Origin of the sequence: Streptomyces sp. NBC_00996 (assembly GCF_045162675.1) — a bacterium.
In the GTDB taxonomy this organism is placed as follows: domain Bacteria; phylum Actinomycetota; class Actinomycetes; order Streptomycetales; family Streptomycetaceae; genus Streptomyces.
Map to the genome: position 1 here is coordinate 2,832,934 of NZ_CP108723.1, position 20,767 is coordinate 2,853,700.

A 20,767-nucleotide genomic window follows, 5' to 3' on the forward strand; every position below is an offset into this window, starting at 1 on the left:
CGGGCATGACGCCCAAAGGAGAAGAAACAGGAACCCTCGACGAACGGATCACCGGAGCCCTCGTCGGAGCCGCTGTCGGCGACGCGCTCGGCGGCCCCGTCGAGGGGTACTCCCCCGAGCAGATCACCGAACGCCACGGCGGTCGCGTGCACGGCATCGTCGGCCCCTGGAACGGCGACCGCTGGCGTACGGCCCGCCCCATCGCCCCGTACCACAAGGGCGACGGACACGTCACCGACGACACCCTGATGACCCATGCGCTGGTACGGGTGTACGCCACCGTCCGCGACCACCTCGACGCGTACGCCGTCGCCGAGCACCTGGTCCCCGACCTCATGGGCACCCCCCGCTGGATCCCCGAACTGGAGGCCGAGGCCCTCCCCCTCCAGCGGATCTTCCTCGCGGAGAAATGGCTGGTGGCCCGCCTCCACCACGGCCATGTGGACCCCCGCGAGGCAGGCACCGGCAACATCGTCAACTGCGGCGCCGCGATGTACATGGCCCCGGTCGGCCTGGTCAACGCGGCGAACCCCACGGCCGCGTACGCCGAGGCGCTCGACATCGCGGGCGCCCACCAGTCCTCGTACGGACGTGAGGCGGCGGGGATCTTCGCGGCAGCGGTGGCAGCGGCCTGCACACCCGGGGCGACCCCGGACTCGGTCGTGGCCGCCTGTCTGGCCCTGGCGAAGGACGGCACGCGTTCGGCCATCCAGGCGGTCTGCGAAGTCGCCGCCCGGCATACGGACTTCGAGTCGGCACTGGGTCCACTACGAGAGGCGGTGGCTCCTTACGACACGGTGGGCCCCGACTACCGGTCCCCGTCCCTAGGCGCCCGCCGCCCGTCCCGTCTTCACTCCATCGAGGAACTCCCCATCGCCCTGGCCATGTTGGTGGTCTCCGGCGGCGACTACCGCCATGCCGTCCTCGGCTCGGTCAACTACGGCCGCGACTGCGACTCCATCGCCACCATGTCCGGCGCCCTCGCCGGCGCCCTCGGCTCCCAGGTCCCCCACGACTGGGCGAAGACCGTCGCGGAGTCGAGCCGCCTCGACCTGGACGCCCCGGCGCGGACCCTCGCGGAGGTCACCCGCGAGGTCTTCGAACGGGACGTACGCCGCCGCCGCGCCCACGAGTCGGCGTACGCGGCGTTGACGGGAACGCCATGCTCCGACTGACCTGGGTCCAACCGGAGGACCTCCTCGGCCACGAACTCCACCAGGCCTCCCAGGACGGCCGCGAGCCGGGCGCCATCGCCACCCGCTGGCGAGCGGCGGGCGGCCCGCAGGCCCCTCTCCGCACCGGCGCGTCGACGAATCCGGCGACCCGGTACCTCCGCGTCCTCGCGGAGGACCTCCTGGACGAACTGGCTGACCTGCCCAGCAGATTGACGGACCAGGAACCGACGGACCTGAGCGGGATCAAGGCCCACTGTCCCGACTGGCCCAACCTACCTGCGGGCAATCGTGCCGCCGAGGCGGCGCCCGCCCCAAGGAATGGCGGCACCCTGGAAGCGCCGGCAAGCGCCTCCACCCCCGCCCCCACCCAGGCCCGCCTGGAAGCGGCCTGGCTGGGGAGAGCCGTCGGCTGCCTCCTGGGCAAACCGGTAGAAAAGCTCCCTCTGCAAGGGATCCGAGAACTCGCCCGAGCCACCGGCAACTGGCCCCTGCGCACATGGTTCACCGCACGTGGCGTCCCCGCCGACCTCCTGCACACGTACCCGTGGAACAAACGCTCCGCCCCCACCTCCCTCGCCGAGAACATCGACGGCATGCCGGAGGACGACGACCTCAACTACCCTCTCCTCAACCTCCTGTTGCTCCAGCGCCACGGCAGGACCTTCACCACCACGGACGTGGCCCGCCTCTGGCTGGACGAACTCCCGGCCGGCCGCACCTTCACCGCGGAACGCATCGCCTACCGCAACCTCCTCACCGGCATCGAACCCCCGCGCACGGCCCGGCATCGCAACCCGTTCCGCGAATGGATCGGCGCCCTGATCCGCGCCGACGTGCACGGCTGGACGAACCCCGGCGACCCCGCCGCCGCCGCGGAACAGGCCCACCGCGACGCCACCCTCACCCACACCGCCAACGGCGTCTACGCGGCGATGTTCACGGCGGCCACCATCGCCGGGGCGGCCACCGGAGCGAGCGACGTCCACGCATGCCTGCGCACCGGCCTCACCGTCGTTCCGCCGGCCTCCCGCCTCGCCCGGGCGATCCGTCACGCCGTCCAACTCGCCGGCACGACGGCCGACTTCGACACCGTGGTCGACGAACTGCACACCACCCACTCCGCCTACCACTGGGTTCACGCCGTCCCCAACACCGCCCTGATCGCCGCCGCCCTCACCCACGCGGACGGCGATTTCACCGGATCCATCTGCCGTGCTGTGTCCGGCGGCCTGGACACGGACTCGAACGGCGCCACGGCCGGCAGCATCGCGGGCCTGCTCGCCGGTGGCCCCGGCGCCCTCCCCGACCACTGGACAAGCCCCCTCAAGAACCGACTGGCCACTTCGATCGCCGACCTCAACGGCATCGGCTTCGACATGCTCGCCCACCTCACGCACCGGGAGACCCGTCGCCCATGACCCACATCGCCGTACTCGGCAGCACGAACATGGACCTCGTCGCGTACGTCGCCAAGGCCCCGCAGCGCGGAGAGACCGTGACGGGACGCGAGTTCCGTACGATCCCCGGCGGCAAGGGCGCCAACCAGGCGGTGGCCGCGGCGCACTCGGGCGCCGACGTCTCGTTGATCGGAGCGGTGGGCGCGGACGGCTTCGGCAGCCAGCTCCGGTCCACGCTGGAGCACTCGGGCGTGGACACCGACCATCTGCGCACCACCGAGGGCCCGTCCGGCACCGCGCACATCATCGTCGACGACGAGGGCGGCAACGCGATCGTCGTCATTCCCGGCGCGAACGGCACCGTCACGGCCCTCGCCCCCGGCGACGAGACCCTCATCGCCACCGCCGACGCGCTGCTGCTCCAGCTCGAAATCCCGCTGGACGCGGTCGTCGCTGGCGCCGAGGCCGCGCGCCGCCACGGCGTCCGCACGGTCCTCACCCCCTCCCCCGCCCAGCCCCTGCCACCCCAGCTCCTCTCCTCCATCGACCTGTTGGTGCCCAATGAGCACGAGGCCGCCGCGCTCACCGGCATCACCGACCCGCGCGAGGCGGCCACCGCCCTGCTCGACCAGGTCCCGGAAGTCGTCGTCACGTTGGGCGCCGCGGGCAGCCTGTACGCGGCCCGGGGTGCCGCACCCCTCACCGTGCCCGCGCCCCGGGTGACCGCCGTGGACTCGACGGGCGCGGGCGACACCTTCGTCGGCACCCTCGCGGTGGCGCTCGTCGAGGGCCGGGAGATGCCGGAGGCGCTCGTACGGGCGTCGGCGGCGGCCGCCCTGTCCGTGCAGCGGCCCGGGGCGTCGTCCTCGATGCCGTACCGCTCCGAGATCGACGCCCAGGCGGCGCAGCACACGCAGCACCCGCGGCACACCTCATGAGCGGGCACCCCGAACGGAGCGGCCCGCTCACCGGTCTGCGCGTCCTCGACCTGGCGACCCTCTTCGCCGGACCGCTCGCCGCCACCCTGCTCGGCGACTTCGGTGCGGAGGTCATCAAGGTCGAGCATCCGGCCAAGCCGGACCCGTCCCGGGGCCACGGCCCGTCGAAGCACGGCGTCGGCCTGTGGTGGAAGCTGCTCGGCCGCAACAAGCGGACGATCACGCTCGACCTGTCGAAGTCCGGCGGCCGCGAGACCCTGCTGCGGCTCGCCGAAACCACCGACGTGATCATCGAGAACTTCCGCCCCGGCACCCTGGAGAAATGGGACCTGGGCTGGGCGGAGCTGTCGGCCGCCAACCCACGACTCGTCCTCGCCCGCGTCACCGGCTTCGGCCAGTTCGGCCCGTATGCGCACCGCCCAGGCTTCGGCACGCTCGCCGAGGCGATGAGCGGCTTCGCGGCGATCACCGGCGAGCCGGACGCCCCGCCCACGCTCCCGCCCTTCGGCCTGGCCGATTCGATCGCGGGCCTGGCGACGGCGTACGCGGTGATGACCGCGCTGACGGCCCGGGACCGAACCGGCGAGGGCCAAGTGATCGACATGGCGATCATCGAACCGATCCTGACCGTCGTCGGCCCGCAGCCGATCTGGTACGACCAGCTGGGCCACGTCCAGCCGCGCACCGGCAACCGCTCCGCGAACAACGCGCCCCGCAACACCTATCGCACGGCGGACGGTTCCTGGCTCGCGGTCTCGACGTCGGCGCAGTCGATCGCCGAGCGGGTGATGCGGCTGGTCGGGCGCCCGGACCTGATCGCCGAGCCGTGGTTCGCCACGGGCGCGGACCGGGCACGCCACGCGGACATCCTCGACGAGGCGGTCGGGGCCTGGATCGCCCGCCGCACCCGGGCCGAGGTCCTTGAGGCCTTCGAGAAGGCGGAGGCGGCGGTGGCCCCCATCCAGGACGTAAGGGACGTCATGACCGACCCGCAGTACGCGGCCCTGGACACGATCACCACGATCGACGACCCCGAACTGGGCCCCCTGCGCATGCAGAACGTCCTCTTCCGGCTCTCCGCCACCCCCGGTGCGATCCACTGGGCGGGCCGCCCGCACGGCGCGGACACGGAGACGGTGCTCGCCGAAATCGGCCTGACGGGGCCCGAGATCGCCGCCCTGCGAGCGGAGGGTGCTCTGTGACCGCGGAGTTCCCCCTCACGTGGCTGTACGTCCCCGGGGACCGCCCCGAGGTCGTGGTCAAGGCTCTCGCCTCAGGGGCCGACGTCGTCCTCGTCGACCTGGAGGACGCGGTCGCCCCGGACCGCAAGGAGTACGCCCGCGCGGCCACGGCCGACCTCCTGTCCGAGCCGCCGCCGGTGCCGGTCCACGTCCGCGTGAACGCCCTCGACAGCCCCCTGGCCGAGACCGACCTCAAGAGCCTGGCCCCGCTCCCCGGCCTTTCCGGTCTCCGCCTGCCCAAGGTGAGCTCGCCGGCCGACGTCGTACGGGTCGCGGAGGGCGCCACCCCCGCGGAGGGTGGGGCGATCCCCGTGTACGCCCTCCTGGAAACCGCCCTCGGGGTGGAACAGGCCTTCGCCATCGCGTCGTCGCACCGCGCACTGCGCGGCATCGCCATCGGGGAAACCGATCTGCGGGCCGACCTGGGCGTACGGGACGACGCGGGCCTCGACTGGTCGCGCGCCCGGGTGATCGTGGCCGCCCGCGCGGCGGGTCTGCCGCCGCCGGTCCAGTCCGTCTACCCGGACATCCGCGACGTGGAGGGTCTCGCCGCGTCCTGCGCCCACGGCCGCGCCCTGGGCTTTCTCGGCCGCGCGGCCATCCATCCCCGCCAGCTCCCCATCATCGAGCGGGCCTACCTCCCGACTCCGGCGGAGATCGACTCCGCCGAAGCCATCGTGAAGGCCGCTGCCAACGACCCGGGCGCCCAGGCCCTGCCCGATGGCCGCTTCATCGACGCAGCGGTGGTAGTCGGCGCCCACCGCACCCTGGCCCTGGCCCGCCGCCTGAGCTGACCCTCCCGCCGCCGGCCGTTCTCGCCCCCTCCGCCCCTGCCCATTCCCGTCCCTGGGGGCTGCCGCCCCCAGACCCCCGCTCAAAAGATCGCGCAGTTCCCCGCGCCCCTTTTAGGGGCGCGGGGAACTGCGCGAACAACCCCCACCCACCCGCGGCCGAAAGGCTGGTCGGGACGGGCAGGGGCGGAGGGGGCGAACAACCCCACCCCAGCCACCGCAGGGGCACGCGAACGGGGCGCCGCGTTCCAGGACGCGGCGCCCCCTTCGATGCTCCGAAAGCCGTCAGTCAGCTCTTCTCGGCCGACTCGGCCGACTCGGCCGACTCGACGGACTCGACGGACTCGGCCGACTCGACCGCCCCCTCGGGCTCGGCAGCAGCCGGCTTGTCGAGCTCGACGCCGTCGCCGTCCCCCGCACGCTCACCCTCGCTGTCGCCCTCGCCGGAGGCGCCCGCATCGGGCTCCACGATCTCCTCCCGCCCCGGCCGACGGCGCGAGGAGACGACGATGTACAGCACCGCGAGAAGGAAGACACCGATCGCGGTCCAGTCGTTCAGACGCAGGCCCAGGATGTGGTGGGCGTCATCGACGCGCATGTACTCGATCCAGCCGCGGCCGACGCAGTACGCGGCGACGTACAGGGCGAACGCCCGCCCATGGCCCAGCTTGAAGCGGCGGTCGGCCCACAGGACGAGGAAGCCGACACCGATGCACCACAGCGACTCGTACAGGAACGTCGGGTGGTAGTACCCCGGCACCCGCCCGTCGGTGGAGGACGTGATGTGCAACGCCCACGGAACGTCCGTCGCCCTGCCGTACAGCTCCTGGTTGAACCAGTTGCCCCAGCGCCCGATCGCCTGCGCGAACGCGATACCGGGCGCGACGGCATCGGCCCAGGCGGGCAACGGGATGCCACGGCGGCGGCACCCGATCCACGCGCCCAGCGCACCGAGCGCGATCGCGCCCCAGATGCCGAGCCCACCCTCCCAGATCTTGAAGGCGTCCACCCAGTCGCGGCCCTCGCTGAAGTACAGCTCGTAGTCCGTGATCACGTGGTACAGCCGACCGCCGACGAGGCCGAAGGGCACGGCCCAGACCGCGATGTCGGCCACCGTGCCGGTCCGCCCTCCCCGGGCGACCCAGCGCTTGTTGCCGAGCCAGACGGCTACGAAGACGCCGATGATGATGCAGAACGCGTAGCCGCGCAGCGGAATGGGACCGAGATGCAGCACACCGCGCGACGGGCTGGGAATGAAGGCAAGTTCCATGGCAAGGTCGACGCTACCGTGCCGGACACCACCCACGGCAAGCAGCCCGGCAACGGGTCCATAACGTGCGGCGCCCCCGGAGCAGCCGACGGCCGGGGGCACCAGGGCCGCGGAGGGCTCAGCCCTTGTTCTCCGCCTCCACCATCTGCTTCAGCTTGGCGGGAGTCATCGTCGGGTCCGAGTTGATGTTCTTGCCGCCGAACAGCACGGTCGGCGTGCCGGTGAAGCCACTGCTCTTGAAGGCGGCCTGCGACTTCTCGACCCAGCTGTCGTGCGTGCCGTCGTTGACACACTTCTGGAAGGCCGGGGTGTCCAGGCCGTCGACCTTGCCCGCCAGCTCGATGAGTTTGCTGTTGTCGGCGAAGGCGTCTTCGGTTTCCTTGGGCTGGTTCGCGTACAGCACGTCGTGGTACGCGGTGAACTTCCCGGCGTCCTGGGCGCAGGCCGCGGCATTGGCGGCGCGGAGAGAGCCGGTGCCGCCCAGATTCCCGTCGATCAGCGTGACGAGGTGGTACTCGACCTTCAGCTGACCGGAGTCGACCAGCTCTTGGATCGTCGGGCGGTACAGGGTCTCGAAGGCCTGGCACGCCGGGCAGCGGAAGTCCTCCCACACCGTGAGGGCCGACTTGGCGCCGTCCTTGCCTACGGGGATCGCGAGACTGTCCTTGCCGATCGCCCCCGAGGGCGACACGAGCGGGCCCGATGTGTCGCTCTTCTTGGTCTTGCCGGAGTTGGCGGCCAGCACGCCCACGACCGCAGCCAGGCCCAGGACGCAGACCACCGACGCCCCTACGATCAACGCCCGCCGACGCTTCTCCGCGGCCCTCTGCTTCTCTCGCTCGACCGCAAGCCGCTCGCGGGCGGTGCGCTTTCCGTCACGGTTCTTCTCGCTCACATCCGGCAGAACGAACCGGGGAGGCGCAGCGCGCCTCCCCGGTCCCAGGTCCACCCGTTCGAGTGAGCGGATTGTCCGTTACGTGTCTATGCGGATCCTGCGTTACGCCGTCCCGCGCACGCCCTTCGCCAGATCGGCCGCGAGCGCCCGCACGGCCTCCAGGCCCGCCGCCTCGTCCGGCGCGTCCAGCATCCGCTTCACGAAGGCCGAGCCGACGATCACTCCGTCGGCGAAGCCGGCCACCTCGGCGGCCTGGGCGGCGTTGGAGACACCGAGGCCGACGCAGACGGGCAGCTCGGTGGTGGCCTTGGTGCGCCGCACCAGGTCCTGGGCCTGGGCCCCCACCGACTCCCGGGTGCCCGTGACGCCCATCAGCGAGGCCGCGTACACGAAGCCGCTGCCCGCCGCGGTGATGTCGGCGAGCCGGGCGTCCTTGCTACTGGGCGCGACGACGAAGACGGTCGCGAGGCCGTGCTTCTCGGCGTGCTCCCTCCACAGCGCCGACTCCTGGACGGGCAGGTCGGGCAGGATGCAGCCCGCTCCGCCGGCTTCCGCCAGCTCTGCGGTGAAGCGCTCGACGCCGTAGCGGTCGATCGGATTCCAGTACGTCATCACGAGGACGGGCTTGCCGGTGGCCTCGAACGCCTCGCGCACCGTCCGCATGACGTCGGCGATCTTCACGCCACCGCGCAGGGCGATGTCGTCGGCGGTCTGGATGACGGGACCGTCGAGGACCGGGTCACTGTGCGGCAGACCGACCTCGACGATGTCCGCGCCGCCCTCGAAGACGGACTTGATGGCCGCGATGCCACCGTCGACGGTCGGGAAGCCGGCCGGCAGATACGCGATGAGGGCGGACCGCCCTTGCGCCTTGGCCCCCGCGAGGGTGTCGCTCAACAGCTGGGTGTTGCCGCTCACTTCACGTCCCCCTCGATCTCGGCGTTCTCGCTGTCGGCGTCCGCGGCGACGACGGCGTCGGCGCCGGTGTCGTACAGACCGAAGTACCGGGCGGCCGTGTCCATGTCCTTGTCACCGCGGCCGGACAGGTTGACGATGATCAACCCGTCCTTGCCGAGTTCCTTGCCGACCTCCAGGGCCCCGGCGAGCGCGTGGGCGCTCTCGATCGCCGGGATGATGCCCTCGGTGCGCGACAGCAGGCGCAGTGCCTGCATGGCCGCGTCGTCGGTGACCGCGCGGTACTCGGCGCGGCCGCTGTCCTTGAGGTAGGAGTGCTCGGGCCCGATGCCGGGATAGTCGAGTCCGGCCGAGATCGAGTAGGGCTCGGTGATCTGGCCCTCCTCGTCCTGGAGGACGTACGACCGGGAGCCGTGCAGGATGCCGGGCTCGCCGGCCGTCAGCGTGGCCGCGTGCTCGCCCGTCTCGACGCCGTGCCCTGCGGGCTCGCAGCCGACGAGGCGGACGTCGGTGTCCGGGATGAAGGCGTGGAAGAGGCCGATGGCGTTCGATCCGCCGCCGACGCAGGCGATGGCGGCGTCCGGGAGCCGTCCGGCGCGCTCCAGGATCTGCCGCCGGGCCTCCACGCCGATGACGCGATGGAAGTCGCGGACCATGGCGGGGAAGGGGTGGGGTCCGGCGACGGTCCCGAACAGGTAGTGGGTGTGATCGACGTTGGCGACCCAGTCCCGGAACGCCTCGTTGATGGCGTCCTTGAGGGTGCGGCTGCCGGACTTCACGGCGATGACCTCGGCGCCGAGCATGCGCATGCGGGCGACGTTGAGGGCCTGGCGCTGGGTGTCGATCTCGCCCATGTAGATGGTGCATTCGAGGCCGAAGAGCGCGCAGGCGGTGGCGGTGGCGACGCCGTGCTGACCGGCCCCGGTCTCCGCGATGACGCGGGTCTTGCCCATCCTCTTGGTGAGGAGGGCCTGGCCGAGCACGTTGTTGATCTTGTGGGATCCGGTGTGGTTGAGGTCTTCCCGCTTGAGGAAGACGCGGGCGCCACCGGCGTGCTCGGCGAACCGGGGCACCTCGGTGAGTGAGCTCGGGCGCCCGGTGTAGTGGACGAGCAGGTCGTCGAGCTCGCGGGCGAACTCGGGGTCCGCCTTCGCCTTGTCGTACTCGACTGCGACCTCGTCCACGGCGGCGACCAGCGCCTCCGGGATGAACTTGCCGCCGAACGCGCCGAAGTAGCCCTCGGCGCTGGGGACCTGACCCTCCGGGTCGGGAATGAAGAACTCGCTGGGCATGCGGTTACCTCGCAGGGGCGTCAGCCCCGGTTAAAGGTCGGACATGGGTCACGTTAGCCATGTACGCACGCGAACGCCTCCGGCACCGGGCCCCGCCTGGGGGCCCCTCGCCTGAACCGCCCGGCCCCGCGAGGCGGCAGAGCCGTCGCCGGGTGAACGCAGGCAGTCCTCTCCACCGCGACGGCGAGAAGCCCCACGGCGTGGACCGACTGTGCCGGACTCGGCTCAGCCCACCCGCAGGGTGAACTCGGCCGCGGAGAGCGCGAGCGCGCGTACGCGCTCGGGCCATCGCATGCCGTTGACCTGCCCCGGCTCATCCCCGATGACATAGCGAACCCGGCGCCCGTGCACCCGCCGTGCGGGCGCCCGGCAGCCTCGCGGACGACAGCCGCGGGCAAGGCGGGCATAGGGATCCCTGGCCGCCGCGGCGACCGGAACCAGGACGGCGCCCAAGCCCGGCGCGGCCGCCCCCGTGCGCGCCGAGCCGCCGTCGGGGCTCGGGCCCGGACGGGGAGCGGCAGGAGCGGGGGCCGGCGTGGGCACCTGCGGGTCAGTCCCGTCCGTGGCGCAGCGCGGGGTGGGCCCCGGCCGCGACGAGGTCGGAGACCGCCGTCTTCGGGTCGCGGCCGGTGACGAGCGACTCGCCCACCAGGACCGCGTCGGCGCCGGCGTTGGCGTACGCGATCAGGTCGTGCGGCCCGCGGACACCGGACTCGGCGACCTTGACGATGTGGGCCGGAATCTCGGGGGCGACGCGGTCGAAGGTCGAACGGTCGACCTTCAGCGTCTTCAGGTCGCGCGCGTTGACACCGATCACCTTCGCGCCGGCGTCCACCGCCCGCTCGGCCTCGTCCTCGTCGTGCACCTCGACGATCGGCGTGAGCCCGATGGACTCGGCGCGCTCGATGAGGGACTCCAGGGCCGACTGGTCGAGGGCGGCCACGATCAGCAGCGCGAGATCGGCGCCGTACGCACGGGCCTCCCACAACTGGTACGACGTGACGATGAAGTCCTTGCGGAGGACCGGGATGTCCACGCGGGCGCGGACGGCCTCCAGGTCCGCGAGCGAACCGCCGAAGCGGCGCTGCTCGGTGAGGACGGAGATGACGGCCGCGCCGCCCGCCTCGTAGTCCGCGGCGAGCGCGGCCGGGTCGGCGATCGCGGCGAGCGCGCCCTTGGACGGGCTGGAGCGCTTGACCTCGCAGATGACCTTGACGCCGTCACCGCGCAGCGCGGCCACTCCGTCCTTGGCAGCCGGAGCCTTCGCCGCGCGCTCCTTGAGCTCGTCGAGGCTGACGCGCGCCTGCCGCTCCGCGAGGTCGGCACGGACTCCGTCGATGATCTCGTCGAGCACACTCACGCGAGCGGCCCCCTTCCCTGCGGTGGACAGTCGAAGCGGTTGAGCAGCTGACCCGGGTTCACCGCCTCGGACGGAAAAGACGGGTCACTGCGATGGTATCCGGAGGAAGGCGTAGCCCTCGCATCCGGTTGACGCCGGTCCCACTACCTGGACATTTGCCATTCGATCAAGGATGCAACCAGCCGCCGAACGGTAGGTTCCGGACAATGGTGAAGACCAGAACCAACGCGCCCACGCTCCACAGGTGGACCGGCCCGAGATCCAGCCGCACCGGCCGGCCGCGCGCCGAGCGGACCGCCCAGACGGTCCACATCACCGCGAAGACCAGGTATCCCGCGACGGCAAGCGCGTTGTCGGTGAGCGCCGCCGCGAAGTCCCCGTGCACGAAGGCGTGCGCGCTGCGCAGACCGCCGCAGCCGGGGCAGTACAGGCCCGTGAAGCGCAGCAGCGGGCAGACGGGGTAGTGCCCGGGCTGATTGGGGTCGACGGCCCCGACGTACGCGAAGGCGCCGACGACGGACGCGAGCACCCCGGTGGGGACGCCGAGCCGCCGCAGCACGACAGGGCCCGCGGCCCGCGTCACCCTCTGGGTTTCTGCGTTCACCCCACGCATTCTGCCCTTCCTCCGCGCACCGCGCCCGCCGTGCACACGGGAGAGGCGGCCCCGGCGGCTGCGCCGGGACCGCCTCTCACGAAGCGCTGGGGGCGATCAGCTCTCGGCGCCCACGGTCTCGCGGACCGGGCGCGCGGGCTGCGCGTGCAGGGTCTTCGGCTGACCCAGGCCCGCGGCCCGCATCGCCATGCCGACGACACCGCCGAGGGCGATGACGACCATGCCGGCCCAGAAGCCCAGCGGGTTGGCCATCACCATGAAGGCACCCGCCACGCAGAAACCGATGAAGGCGATGATGACGCCGGTCCAGGCGGCCGGGGTGTGACCGTGGCTGCTGCCCGCCATGACTTGCTCCTCGTTGCTGTGTGCGTGTGTGAGTCGGACACTCGATGTCCATTGTCCCGTACAACTGCCCGACCTGTGAGCGGGGGGTCTCCGCTAGCGCGTCGGTTCCGCCAAGTCACGACGTAAGTCCTGGGACGAAGGACCCTGGGGACGCGGGTACGGCAGGACTTAAGTCCCTTGCGCCGGACCTTTGAGCCGGTCCCTCGAGCCCCGGCCGGATCCAAACGACAGGCACTAGGTCCCGGCCGGGTCCGGCCCGGTCGGGTCCTCGCCGCGGTCGAGCGCCTTCCAGAGATCCTCGGGGCGGTCCGCGTCGACCGGCTTGGCCTTGCGCGGCCGGGGCGTCCCGTCGCGCTCGTAGCGGCCCGACATCGCGGGCCACAGCCGCCCGTAGCGCAGCGCGAGCAGTCCGGCGAGGAGGATCAGCGCCCCGCCCGCGGCCGCGACATACGGCCAGGCGGTGTGGCTGAGCGCGTCCGCGGTGGCGGCGGTGTTGCCGGAGGCCGCCGCGGCCTTCTCGTCGAGCGCCGAGCTGTCGCTCGCGCCGAGCACGGCCGCGACGACCGTGCCCGCGCCGGAGAGCGCGAGCAGCGCGGAGACCAGGAGGCGGCCGGAGCTGCGTACGGCGAAGACAGCGACGAGCGCGGCGAGACCCACTATGGCGAGCGCCGCGGGAACGCCCGTGACGTCGCTGCCCTTGGCGGTCAGCGGGAAGGCGCCGCCGGCCACCGTCGCGGTGCCCTCCGACCAGCTCTGCCGGGTGGACAGCAGGGCCACAGCCGCGCCGAGGGCGCCGGCCATCAGGGCGACAGCGAGGCTGCGGCGGCCGGACCGGGCGGGCCCGGCGGCTTCGGATCGGGGGTGAGGGACAGCAGTCACGTACTCCACTATCGCCTGAACCCCGGGCGAACCGTCACCCGGGGTTCACGTGAGCCTCGTCCCAGTACCGAAGGCAATTGGCCGTCTACTGCCCGAGTCGGTTCGCCGTGTGCACCGCGCGCAGCACCGCCGCCGCCTTGTTGCGGCACTCGTTGTCCTCCGCGACGGGGTCGGAGTCGGCGACGATCCCGGCGCCCGCCTGCACGTACGCGGTGCCGTCCCGCAGCAGGGCGGTACGGATGGCGATGGCGGTGTCGGAGTCGCCCGCGAAATCCAGGTAACCCACGCAGCCGCCGTACAACCCGCGCCTGGACGGCTCCAGTTCGTCGATGATCTGCATCGCGCGCGGCTTGGGGGCGCCGGAGAGGGTGCCCGCGGGGAAGCAGGCAGTCAGCACGTCGAAGGCCGTACGGCCCGCCGCGACCCGCCCGGTCACGGTCGACACGATGTGCATCACGTGCGAGTACCGCTCGATGGACATGAAGTCGACGACCTCCACGGTGCCGGGTTCGCAGACCCGGCCGAGGTCGTTGCGTCCCAGGTCGACGAGCATCAGGTGCTCGGCGCGCTCCTTGGGGTCGGCGATCAGTTCGTCGGCGAGGGCCTGGTCCTCCTGGACGGTGGCGCCGCGCGGCCTGGTGCCCGCGATGGGGTGCACCATCGCCTGCCCGTCCTCGACCTTGACCAGGGCCTCCGGGGAGGAGCCGACGACGTCGAAGCCATCGAAGCGGAAGAGGTACATGTACGGGGAGGGATTGGTCGCCCTCAGCACGCGATACACGTCCAAGGCGCTTGCGGTGCACGGGGTTTCGAAGCGCTGGGAGGGGACTACCTGGAAGGCCTCGCCCGCCCGGATGCGCTCCTTGATGTCCTCGACGACCACCTGGAAGTCGGGGCCGCCCCAGAGCGCGGTGTACTCGGGGAGCTCGGAGGGCGGCAGCGCGGCCGGCGGCTGCGAGACCGCGCGGGAGAGGTCGGCCTCCATGGCGTCGAGGCGGGCGACGGCGTCCGCGTAGGCCTCGTCGACGCCCGTGTCGAGGTCGTTGTGGTTGATCGCGTTGGCGATCAGCTGGACCGAGCCGTCCCAATGGTCCATGACCGCGAGGTCGCTGGTCAGCAGCATGGTCAGCTCGGGGAGGTTCAGGTCGTCCCGCTCGCCGGGGCCGATCTTCTCCAGGCGGCGCACGATGTCGTAGCCCAGATAGCCGACCATGCCGCCGGTGAACGGGGGCAGGCCCTCGCCGTGCGGGGTGTGCAGCGCCTCGATGGTGGCGCGCAGGGCGGCGAGCGGATCGCCGTCGACGGGGACGCCCACGGGTGGCGTACCGAGCCAGTGGGCCTGCCCGTCGCGCTCTGTGAGGGTGGCGTGGCTGCGGACGCCCACGAAGGAGTAGCGGGACCAGGAGCGGCCGTTCTCCGCGGATTCCAGGAGGAAGGTGCCGGGGCGCTCGGCGGCGAGCTTGCGGTAGAGCGCGACCGGCGTGTCGCCGTCCGCGAGGAGCTTGCGGCTGACGGGGATCACGCGCCGGTCGGTGGCCAGCTTGCGGAACGTCTCGAGGTCCATGGCGGCTGACCTTACTGATCCAGGGGCTGTACGTCGGACACGGCGTCTTCTCGCACGGTCAGGACATCGGCGTCGAAGCACGTACGCGCGCCGGTGTGGCAGGCGGCGCCCACCTGGTCGACCTTCACCAGGACCGTGTCGGCGTCGCAGTCCAGGGCCACGGACTTCACGTGCTGGAAGTGACCGGATGTGTCGCCCTTGACCCAGTACTCCCGTCGGCTGCGCGACCAGTAGGTGCAGCGGCCCGTGGTGAGCGTGCGATGCAGTGCCTCGTCGTCCATCCAGCCGAGCATCAGCACCTCACCGGTGTCGTACTGCTGGGCGATGGCGGGGACGAGCCCGTCGGCACTGCGCTTGAGGCGCGCGGCGATCTCGGGGTCCAGGCTGCTGGGCGGAGGCGTGCTGGTCATGGGTGCCATTGTGCCGCGCCGCACGGACGTGCCCCGCGGTTGTCCACAGGCCGGACCTCACCGTTGTCCACAGGCCGGACCTCGCCACCCTCGACCGGCGGGTCCGCGCCGTCCTCCACTGGGCGGACCGGTGAGTCGGTCGTAGGCTGATTCTCATGTCGACCCATGCCAAGCGTGAACGACTCCTCCTGGCCGATCTGTTGGAAGCCGTGGGACCGGATGCCCCGACCCTGTGCGAGGGCTGGAACACCCGGGATCTCGCCGCGCACGTGGTGGTCCGCGAGCGCCGCGCCGACGCCGCCGGCGGGATCCTGATCAAGCAGCTCGTGCCGCGCCTGGAGCGGGTGATGGCGGAGTTCGCGGAGAAGCCGTACGAGGAGCTGATCCAGCTGATCCGTACGGGCCCGCCGCGCTTCTCGCCCTTCGCGCTGAAGCAGATCGACGAGGCGTCGAACACGATCGAGTTCTACGTCCACACCGAGGACGTACGGCGCGCACAGCCCGACTGGACGCCGCGGGAGCTGGACCCGGTCTTCCAGGAGGCCCTGTGGTCCCGGCTGGAGCGCACGGCCCGGCTGACCGGCCGCGGCGCCCCGACCGGTCTTGTGCTGCGCCGCCCGAACGGCCAGACGGTGGTGGCGCACAAGGGCACGCCGGTCGTGACGGCGACCGGCGAGCCCTCGGAGCTGCTGCTGTTCGCATACGGACGTCAGAAGGTGGCCGACGTTGAGCTGGACGGCGACAAGGATGCGATCGCGAAGCTGCACGAGACGAAGCAGCTGGGGCTCTGACCGCTACGCGGGGAGTTCGGCCCGGCGCAGGGGTCCGACGCACAGGGCGAGGACCCCGCCGAGGCCGCAGACCCCGGCGCTGGTGACGAAGACGGGGCCGGTGCCCCACCAGCCGATCGCGGCGGCTGTCAGCGGCATGCTGAGCGGGGCGAGACCCAGGCTGACGATGCCGGAGACGGCGCTGACCCGGCCCAGGTAGGCGGGGTCCGCCTGGGTCTGCAGCAGCGCGCCGCACAGAGCGCCGCTGAGCCCTGCGAGCAGCCCGACGAGCAGGGCGACCCCGATGGCCGCCGCGACATTCGGTACGAAGGCGAGCGCACCGATCGCGACCGAGCCCGTCAGGATGGCCACCGCGGCCAGACGTCCCGCGTGCGGCAGCCGTCCCCGGACGGCCAGCAGCAGTGCGGCGGCCCCCGCGCCGGTGCCGAATCCGGCGAGCACCCAGCCCATTCCGGACGCGCCCCAGCCGCGCTGGTCGGCCAGGAGGGTCAGGCCCACGTTCAGCGGCCCGACGAATCCGAGGTCGCCGAGTGCGATGGCGGCGATGAGCGGGGCGAGGACGCGGTGGCGCCGGATGTAGCGCAGCCCCTCGCGGAGGTCCCGCCAGGCGGTGGCCCGTGCGGGCTGCCCCTGTGCGGCACCCTCAACGTCCTCACTGTCCTCGCCGCCGACCACGCGTGCGTGCCCCGTGCCGACAGCCACCCGCGCATGCCCCCTGTCGGCAGCCACCCGCGCGTGCCCCGTGTCGGCAGCCACCCGCGCGTGCCCCGTGTCCGACGGGGCACTTGCCCCGACTGCCCCGTCCACGTCGCCCCCCGGCAGCTCCCGCATCCGTACGGAGATCAGCAGCGGCACCGACACGGCGATCAGCATCCCCGCGAGCCCGAAGGCCGCCGCCGCTCCCCCGAGCGCCACACCGAGACCGCCGAGCGGTGCGCCGATCACATTGGCGCAGCGGATCGCGAGGCCCCGCATGCCCTGGACGCGGGCGAGTTGGTCCCGGCTCGTGATGCGGGCCGGCAGGGCACCCACGGCGGGCATGAAGACGGCGTCGACGGTGCCGAAGACGACGGCGAGCAGGGCCAGCAGCCACAGACTCGGGCTGGTCGCGAACAGCAGCGCGGCCAGGGCGAGCACGGCGACGCAGCGCACGGTGTCACTGCCGATGACGACTTTCCGCGGCCCGAACCGGTCGGCGACCACACCTCCGCCGAGCATCAACAGGGCCCGGGGAACCGCGCTCACGGTCATCACGAGCCCTGCCTGCGCGGGCGTTCCGGACTGCACGGCCGCCCAGGAGAGGGCGAGGTAGCAGATGTTGTCGCCGATCATCGACGAGGCGTAGGCGCCGAGCCAGCGCAGGACGTTGCCGTCGCGGTGGGCGGGTCTGCCGGTGGTGGCCGGGGCCGGGGGTATGACAGTCGTGGTCAAGGAGCCAGGTCCTCTCGGACGCCGAGTCAGACGCGGAACGGGAAGCCGTACAGGTGCAGCGCGACGTTCTCGCGCCCTTCGGTGTCACCGGCCGCTTCGTCCTCACGGCCCTTCGCGTCGTACTTCCTGACGACGGCTAGCAACTCCTCGTTGAGCGCGGCCAGTTCTGCCGCCGTCAGCCGCAGTGTCGACTCGGAGTCGGAGGCGGCGGTGCTCCACTCGGGGCCCCAGGCGTGGCGCTCGTCCAGGAAGCGCCGGTAGAGGTCGGCACGCTGGTCGACGAGAAGCCGGGAGAACGCGGTGTGTGCGGCCGCCTTCTCGGGCGCGCCCCGGAAGTCCTCGTCGCGGACGGTCACACCGTCCGACGCGGGCTGCCACCAGCGCTCGCGACCGTCCCCGCTCCGTGGTTCGGCCTCCTCGATGAGCCCGTGCTCGGCGAGCTTGCGCAGGTGGTAGCTGACCAGCGAGGGGGCCTCGTCGACCTGCTCGGCCAGCTGCGAGGCGGTGGCCGAGCCCGCGACGAACAGGGCACGGAACAGCTGCATCCGCAGCGGATGGGCGATCGCCTTGAGCGTGCCCATGTCGGTGATCCGGCGGTTCTCCTTGCTTGCCATGGCCTCACGCTAGATGTGAAAGGAAAATTGCGCAAGAAAAATTGCGCAACTTTCCTTTCACATCCGCCCAGAGCGAAGCCCCGGCCACTCAGTGACCGGGGCTCAGCGACACCCCTTGAAAAAGACGGACGTCAGCGAACGGGATGCCCCGCTCCCCGCAACGTCTCCTTCACCTGACCGATCCGTAGATCCCCGAAGTGGAAGACCGAGGCGGCGAGCACCGCGTCGGCGCCCGCGGCGATGGCCGGCGGGAAGTCGGCGAGCCGCCCCGCGCCGCCACTGGCGATCAGTGGCACGGTCACGTGCTTGCGTACGGCCTCGATCATCTCGATGTCGTACCCGTCCTTCGTGCCGTCTGCGTCCATCGAGTTGAGCAGGATCTCCCCCGCACCCAGCTCCGCGGCCCGGTGCGCCCACTCGACGGCGTCGATACCGGTGCCCTTGCGCCCGCCGTGGGTGGTGACCTCGAAGGAACCGCCCTCGGTACGCCGGGCATCCACCGACAGCACCAGCACCTGCCGCCCGAACCGCTCGGCGATCTCACGGATGAGATCCGGCCGGGCGATCGCGGCGGTGTTGACCCCGACCTTGTCGGCGCCCGCCCGCAACAGCCTGTCCACGTCCTCGGCGGTGCGCACACCGCCGCCCACGGTCAGCGGGATGAAGACCTGCTCGGCCGTACGGCGCACCACGTCGTACGTGGTCTCGCGGTTGCCGGAGGACGCCGTGATGTCCAGGAACGTCAGCTCGTCGGCACCCTCGGCGTCGTACACCTTGGCCATCTCGACGGGGTCACCCGCGTCCCGCAGGTTCTGGAAGTTCACGCCCTTGACGACCCGGCCGTTGTCCACGTCCAGGCAGGGGATGACTCGTACGGCAAGGGTCATGACTGCGCTCCTCGGAACGCCTCCACCTCGACCTCGACGACCAGACGCGGGTCCACGAGGCCGGAGACGATGATCATGGATGCGGCGGGACGGACGGCGTCGAACAGCTCCTTGTGAGCGCGCCCGACCTCCTCCACGTCCCGGGCATGGGTGATGTACATGCGCGTACGGACGACATCGTCGCGGCCGAGGCCGAGCTGCTCCAGCGCCTGGAGCGCGACGTTGAACGAGTTGACCGCCTGCTCGTGCGGGTCCCCCGCGACGATCGCTCCGTCTATCACGGAGGTGCAGCCGGAGACCAGCACCAGGCCGTTCGGCAGCTCCACCGCGCGGGAGTAGCCGAAGGCATCCTCCCAGGGCACGCCGGTCCGGACGCGTCGCACGTCGCTCACCGGGCTACCGCCTCCAGGGCCTCTTCCAGCGTGAACGCCTTGGCGTACAGGGCCTTTCCGACGATCGAGCCCTCGACACCGAGGGGCACCAGCTCGGCAATGGCGCGCAGGTCGTCCAGCGAGGACACCCCGCCCGACGCCACCACCGGGCGGTCCGTCGCCGCGCACACGTTCTTCAGCAGCTCCAGGTTCGGGCCCTGGAGCGTGCCGTCCTTGGCGATGTCGGTCACCACGTACCGCGCGCAGCCCTCCTTGTTGAGGCGCTCCAGCGTCTCGTAGAGGTCGCCGCCGTCGCGGGTCCAGCCGCGGCCGCGCAGGGTCGTGCCGCGTACGTCGAGGCCGACCGCGATCTTGTCGCCGTGCTCGGCGATGACCTTGGCGACCCACTCGGGGGTCTCCAGGGCGGCGGTGCCGAGGTTCACGCGGGTGCAGCCGGTGGCGAGCGCGGCGGCGAGCGTGTCGTCGTCGCGGATGCCCCCGGACAGCTCCACCTTGATGTCCATCGCCTCGGCGACCTCGGCGATCAGCGCGCGGTTGTCACCGGTGCCGAACGCGGCGTCCAGGTCGACCAGGTGCAGCCACTCTGCGCCCGCGCTCTGCCAGGCGAGGGCGGCCTCAAGAGGAGAGCCGTAGGACGTCTCGGTCCCGGACTCACCGTGGACGAGGCGGACGGCCTGGCCGTCGCGGACGTCGACGGCGGGGAGGAGTTCGAGCTTCGAAGCCATCAGAGGGTTCCGATCCAGTTGTTCAGCAGCTGCGCTCCGGCGTCGCCGGACTTCTCGGGGTGGAACTGCGTGGCCCACAGGGCGCCGTTCTCGACGGCTGCCACGAAGGGCTTGCCGTGCGTCGACCAGGTGACCAGGGGGGTGCGCATCGCCGGGTTCGCGACTTCGAGGGACCAGTCGTGGACGGCGTAGGAGTGGACGAAGTAGAAGCGCGCGTCGGCGTCGAGCCCCGCGAAGAGCTGGGACCCCGCCGGCGCCTCGACCGTGTTCCAGCCCATGTGGGGCACGATGTCGGCCTGCAGCGGTGCGACCGTGCCGGGCCACTCGTCGAGTCCCTCGGTCTCCACGCCGTGCTCGATTCCGCGCGCGAAGAGAATCTGCATGCCGACGCAGATGCCCATGACCGGGCGGCCACCGGACAGGCGGCGGCCGATGATCCAGTCGCCGCGGGCGTCCTTCAGGCCCTTCATGCAGGCGGCGAAGGCGCCGACGCCGGGCACCAGCAGGCCGTCCGCGTTCATGGCCGTGTCGAAGTCGCGCGTTATCTCCACGTCGGCGCCCGCGCGCGCGAGGGCGCGCTCGGCGGAGCGGACGTTACCGAAGCCGTAGTCGAAGACGACGACCTTTTTGGGTGCGCTCAATTCCACACCTCCAGCCTCATGACGCCCGCGACCAGACACATCGCGGCGCCGATGGAGAGCAGCACGATGAGGCTCTTGGGCATCTGCTGCTTGACGAAGGAGTAGATGCCGCCGAGGAGGAAGAGTCCTACGACGATCAGGATGCTCGACAGGCCGGTCACAGTGTCTTTCCGTTCGCTTCTCCGCCCGCGCGGCGCGGCG

Annotated in this window: 24 protein-coding genes; 6 read left to right on the top strand and 18 right to left on the bottom strand. The window is 71.7% G+C overall.

Annotation, left to right across the window (positions count from 1 at the left end):
- The first annotated feature begins 5 nt into the window (after window positions 1-5).
- Genes OG390_RS13385 through OG390_RS13405 form a run of 5 tightly spaced genes read left to right on the top strand, consistent with a single transcriptional unit; the run spans window position 6 to window position 5,545 of the window.
- Window positions 6-1,175 (top strand): ADP-ribosylglycohydrolase family protein, encoded by a 1,170-nt coding sequence (locus OG390_RS13385; protein ID WP_406167743.1) that lies wholly within the window; start codon window positions 6-8, stop codon window positions 1,173-1,175.
- The gene (locus OG390_RS13390; protein WP_406167744.1) at window positions 1,163-2,593 is read left to right on the top strand and encodes an ADP-ribosylglycohydrolase family protein; all 1,431 of its coding nucleotides are present in this window, start codon (window positions 1,163-1,165) and stop codon (window positions 2,591-2,593) included. Before OG390_RS13385 ends, OG390_RS13390 begins: the two co-directional genes overlap by 13 nt.
- Window positions 2,590-3,510, top strand: a complete 921-nt coding sequence (gene rbsK, locus OG390_RS13395) for a ribokinase (protein WP_406167746.1) — start codon at window positions 2,590-2,592, stop codon at window positions 3,508-3,510. The genes OG390_RS13390 and rbsK overlap by 4 nt, the downstream gene beginning before the upstream one ends.
- Entirely contained in the window at window positions 3,507-4,712 is a 1,206-nt protein-coding gene (locus OG390_RS13400; protein WP_406167748.1) for a CaiB/BaiF CoA transferase family protein, read from the top strand. The genes rbsK and OG390_RS13400 overlap by 4 nt, the downstream gene beginning before the upstream one ends.
- Window positions 4,709-5,545, top strand: a complete 837-nt coding sequence (locus OG390_RS13405; RefSeq protein WP_406167750.1) for an HpcH/HpaI aldolase/citrate lyase family protein — start codon at window positions 4,709-4,711, stop codon at window positions 5,543-5,545. Before OG390_RS13400 ends, OG390_RS13405 begins: the two co-directional genes overlap by 4 nt.
- A 286-nt stretch (window positions 5,546-5,831) precedes the next feature.
- Here the strand turns inward: OG390_RS13405 and lgt are convergent, their stop codons facing one another.
- The 11 genes from lgt to hisI form a co-directional block, all read right to left on the bottom strand.
- Window positions 5,832-6,812 (bottom strand): prolipoprotein diacylglyceryl transferase, encoded by a 981-nt coding sequence (gene lgt / locus OG390_RS13410; protein WP_406167752.1) that lies wholly within the window; start codon window positions 6,810-6,812, stop codon window positions 5,832-5,834.
- A gap of 118 nt (window positions 6,813-6,930) precedes the next feature.
- Complete coding sequence (locus OG390_RS13415) at window positions 6,931-7,707, bottom strand: DsbA family protein (RefSeq protein ID WP_406167754.1); 777 nt, start codon at window positions 7,705-7,707, stop codon at window positions 6,931-6,933.
- A gap of 102 nt (window positions 7,708-7,809) precedes the next feature.
- A complete protein-coding gene (trpA, locus tag OG390_RS13420; protein WP_406167756.1) occupies window positions 7,810-8,625 on the bottom strand; it encodes a tryptophan synthase subunit alpha in 816 nt (271 codons plus the stop codon).
- A complete protein-coding gene (gene trpB, locus OG390_RS13425) occupies window positions 8,622-9,914 on the bottom strand; it encodes a tryptophan synthase subunit beta (RefSeq protein WP_406167758.1) in 1,293 nt (430 codons plus the stop codon). Before trpB ends, trpA begins: the two co-directional genes overlap by 4 nt.
- A gap of 225 nt (window positions 9,915-10,139) precedes the next feature.
- Window positions 10,140-10,457, bottom strand: coding sequence for a tryptophan biosynthesis modulator TrpM (trpM, locus tag OG390_RS13430; RefSeq protein WP_406167760.1), 318 nt, complete (start codon window positions 10,455-10,457; stop codon window positions 10,140-10,142).
- A gap of 7 nt (window positions 10,458-10,464) precedes the next feature.
- Window positions 10,465-11,274 carry an indole-3-glycerol phosphate synthase TrpC gene (gene trpC / locus OG390_RS13435; protein ID WP_399078070.1) on the bottom strand — a complete coding sequence of 270 codons (810 nt, stop codon included), beginning with the start codon at window positions 11,272-11,274 and terminating at the stop codon, window positions 10,465-10,467.
- A gap of 166 nt (window positions 11,275-11,440) precedes the next feature.
- Window positions 11,441-11,887 carry a DUF2752 domain-containing protein gene (locus OG390_RS13440; RefSeq protein ID WP_406167762.1) on the bottom strand — a complete coding sequence of 149 codons (447 nt, stop codon included), beginning with the start codon at window positions 11,885-11,887 and terminating at the stop codon, window positions 11,441-11,443.
- 96 nt (window positions 11,888-11,983) lie between these two features.
- Window positions 11,984-12,232: an HGxxPAAW family protein gene (locus OG390_RS13445; RefSeq protein WP_406167764.1), complete on the bottom strand. Its 249-nt coding sequence runs from the start codon at window positions 12,230-12,232 to the stop codon at window positions 11,984-11,986.
- 234 nt (window positions 12,233-12,466) lie between these two features.
- Window positions 12,467-13,120, bottom strand: a complete 654-nt coding sequence (locus tag OG390_RS13450) for a TIGR02234 family membrane protein (protein ID WP_406167766.1) — start codon at window positions 13,118-13,120, stop codon at window positions 12,467-12,469.
- A 76-nt stretch (window positions 13,121-13,196) separates the two neighbouring features.
- A complete protein-coding gene (locus OG390_RS13455; protein WP_406167768.1) occupies window positions 13,197-14,675 on the bottom strand; it encodes an anthranilate synthase component I in 1,479 nt (492 codons plus the stop codon).
- A gap of 11 nt (window positions 14,676-14,686) precedes the next feature.
- On the bottom strand, window positions 14,687-15,085 hold the full coding sequence (gene hisI, locus OG390_RS13460; RefSeq protein WP_406167770.1) for a phosphoribosyl-AMP cyclohydrolase: 399 nt from the start codon (window positions 15,083-15,085) through the stop codon (window positions 14,687-14,689).
- A gap of 155 nt (window positions 15,086-15,240) precedes the next feature.
- On the opposite strand from hisI, the gene OG390_RS13465 reads away from it, so the two are divergent.
- Window positions 15,241-15,876 carry a TIGR03085 family metal-binding protein gene (locus OG390_RS13465; protein WP_406167772.1) on the top strand — a complete coding sequence of 212 codons (636 nt, stop codon included), beginning with the start codon at window positions 15,241-15,243 and terminating at the stop codon, window positions 15,874-15,876.
- A gap of 3 nt (window positions 15,877-15,879) precedes the next feature.
- Here OG390_RS13465 and OG390_RS13470 read toward each other — a convergent pair whose 3' ends face one another.
- The 7 genes from OG390_RS13470 to OG390_RS13500 all read right to left on the bottom strand — a co-directional run bounded on the left by OG390_RS13470 (window position 15,880) and on the right by OG390_RS13500 (window position 20,727).
- Complete coding sequence (locus OG390_RS13470) at window positions 15,880-17,307, bottom strand: MFS transporter (RefSeq protein WP_406167774.1); 1,428 nt, start codon at window positions 17,305-17,307, stop codon at window positions 15,880-15,882.
- A gap of 26 nt (window positions 17,308-17,333) precedes the next feature.
- On the bottom strand, window positions 17,334-17,921 hold the full coding sequence (locus OG390_RS13475; RefSeq protein WP_406167776.1) for an ArsR/SmtB family transcription factor: 588 nt from the start codon (window positions 17,919-17,921) through the stop codon (window positions 17,334-17,336).
- 131 nt (window positions 17,922-18,052) lie between these two features.
- Window positions 18,053-18,808, bottom strand: coding sequence for an imidazole glycerol phosphate synthase subunit HisF (gene hisF, locus OG390_RS13480; protein ID WP_399078089.1), 756 nt, complete (start codon window positions 18,806-18,808; stop codon window positions 18,053-18,055).
- Window positions 18,805-19,200: a RidA family protein gene (locus tag OG390_RS13485; protein ID WP_406167778.1), complete on the bottom strand. Its 396-nt coding sequence runs from the start codon at window positions 19,198-19,200 to the stop codon at window positions 18,805-18,807. The genes hisF and OG390_RS13485 overlap by 4 nt, the downstream gene beginning before the upstream one ends.
- Window positions 19,197-19,925 carry a bifunctional 1-(5-phosphoribosyl)-5-((5-phosphoribosylamino)methylideneamino)imidazole-4-carboxamide isomerase/phosphoribosylanthranilate isomerase PriA gene (gene priA, locus OG390_RS13490; protein ID WP_406167780.1) on the bottom strand — a complete coding sequence of 243 codons (729 nt, stop codon included), beginning with the start codon at window positions 19,923-19,925 and terminating at the stop codon, window positions 19,197-19,199. Before priA ends, OG390_RS13485 begins: the two co-directional genes overlap by 4 nt.
- A complete protein-coding gene (gene hisH / locus OG390_RS13495) occupies window positions 19,925-20,572 on the bottom strand; it encodes an imidazole glycerol phosphate synthase subunit HisH (protein ID WP_406167782.1) in 648 nt (215 codons plus the stop codon). The genes priA and hisH overlap by 1 nt, the downstream gene beginning before the upstream one ends.
- Entirely contained in the window at window positions 20,563-20,727 is a 165-nt protein-coding gene (locus tag OG390_RS13500) for a hypothetical protein (RefSeq protein ID WP_189187717.1), read from the bottom strand. The genes hisH and OG390_RS13500 overlap by 10 nt, the downstream gene beginning before the upstream one ends.
- Window positions 20,728-20,767: the final 40 nt, after the last annotated feature.

Bases quoted from the DNA above. Each gene is read 5' to 3' on its own strand.
- OG390_RS13440 (WP_406167762.1), bottom strand. From the start codon at position 11,887: ATGCGTGGGGTGAACGCAGAAACCCAGAGGGTGACGCGGGCCGCGGGC.
- OG390_RS13475 (WP_406167776.1), bottom strand. From the start codon at position 17,921: ATGGCAAGCAAGGAGAACCGCCGGATCACCGACATGGGCACGCTCAAG.
- priA (WP_406167780.1), bottom strand. From the start codon at position 19,925: ATGGCTTCGAAGCTCGAACTCCTCCCCGCCGTCGACGTCCGCGACGGC.
- OG390_RS13445 (WP_406167764.1), bottom strand. From the start codon at position 12,232: ATGGCGGGCAGCAGCCACGGTCACACCCCGGCCGCCTGGACCGGCGTC.
- trpB (WP_406167758.1), bottom strand. From the start codon at position 9,914: ATGCCCAGCGAGTTCTTCATTCCCGACCCGGAGGGTCAGGTCCCCAGC.
- OG390_RS13455 (WP_406167768.1), bottom strand. From the start codon at position 14,675: ATGGACCTCGAGACGTTCCGCAAGCTGGCCACCGACCGGCGCGTGATC.
- OG390_RS13385 (WP_406167743.1), top strand. From the start codon at position 6: ATGACGCCCAAAGGAGAAGAAACAGGAACCCTCGACGAACGGATCACC.
- rbsK (WP_406167746.1), top strand. From the start codon at position 2,590: ATGACCCACATCGCCGTACTCGGCAGCACGAACATGGACCTCGTCGCG.
- OG390_RS13465 (WP_406167772.1), top strand. From the start codon at position 15,241: ATGTCGACCCATGCCAAGCGTGAACGACTCCTCCTGGCCGATCTGTTG.
- hisF (WP_399078089.1), bottom strand. From the start codon at position 18,808: ATGACCCTTGCCGTACGAGTCATCCCCTGCCTGGACGTGGACAACGGC.
- lgt (WP_406167752.1), bottom strand. From the start codon at position 6,812: ATGGAACTTGCCTTCATTCCCAGCCCGTCGCGCGGTGTGCTGCATCTC.
- OG390_RS13390 (WP_406167744.1), top strand. From the start codon at position 1,163: ATGCTCCGACTGACCTGGGTCCAACCGGAGGACCTCCTCGGCCACGAA.
- hisI (WP_406167770.1), bottom strand. From the start codon at position 15,085: ATGACCAGCACGCCTCCGCCCAGCAGCCTGGACCCCGAGATCGCCGCG.
- OG390_RS13400 (WP_406167748.1), top strand. From the start codon at position 3,507: ATGAGCGGGCACCCCGAACGGAGCGGCCCGCTCACCGGTCTGCGCGTC.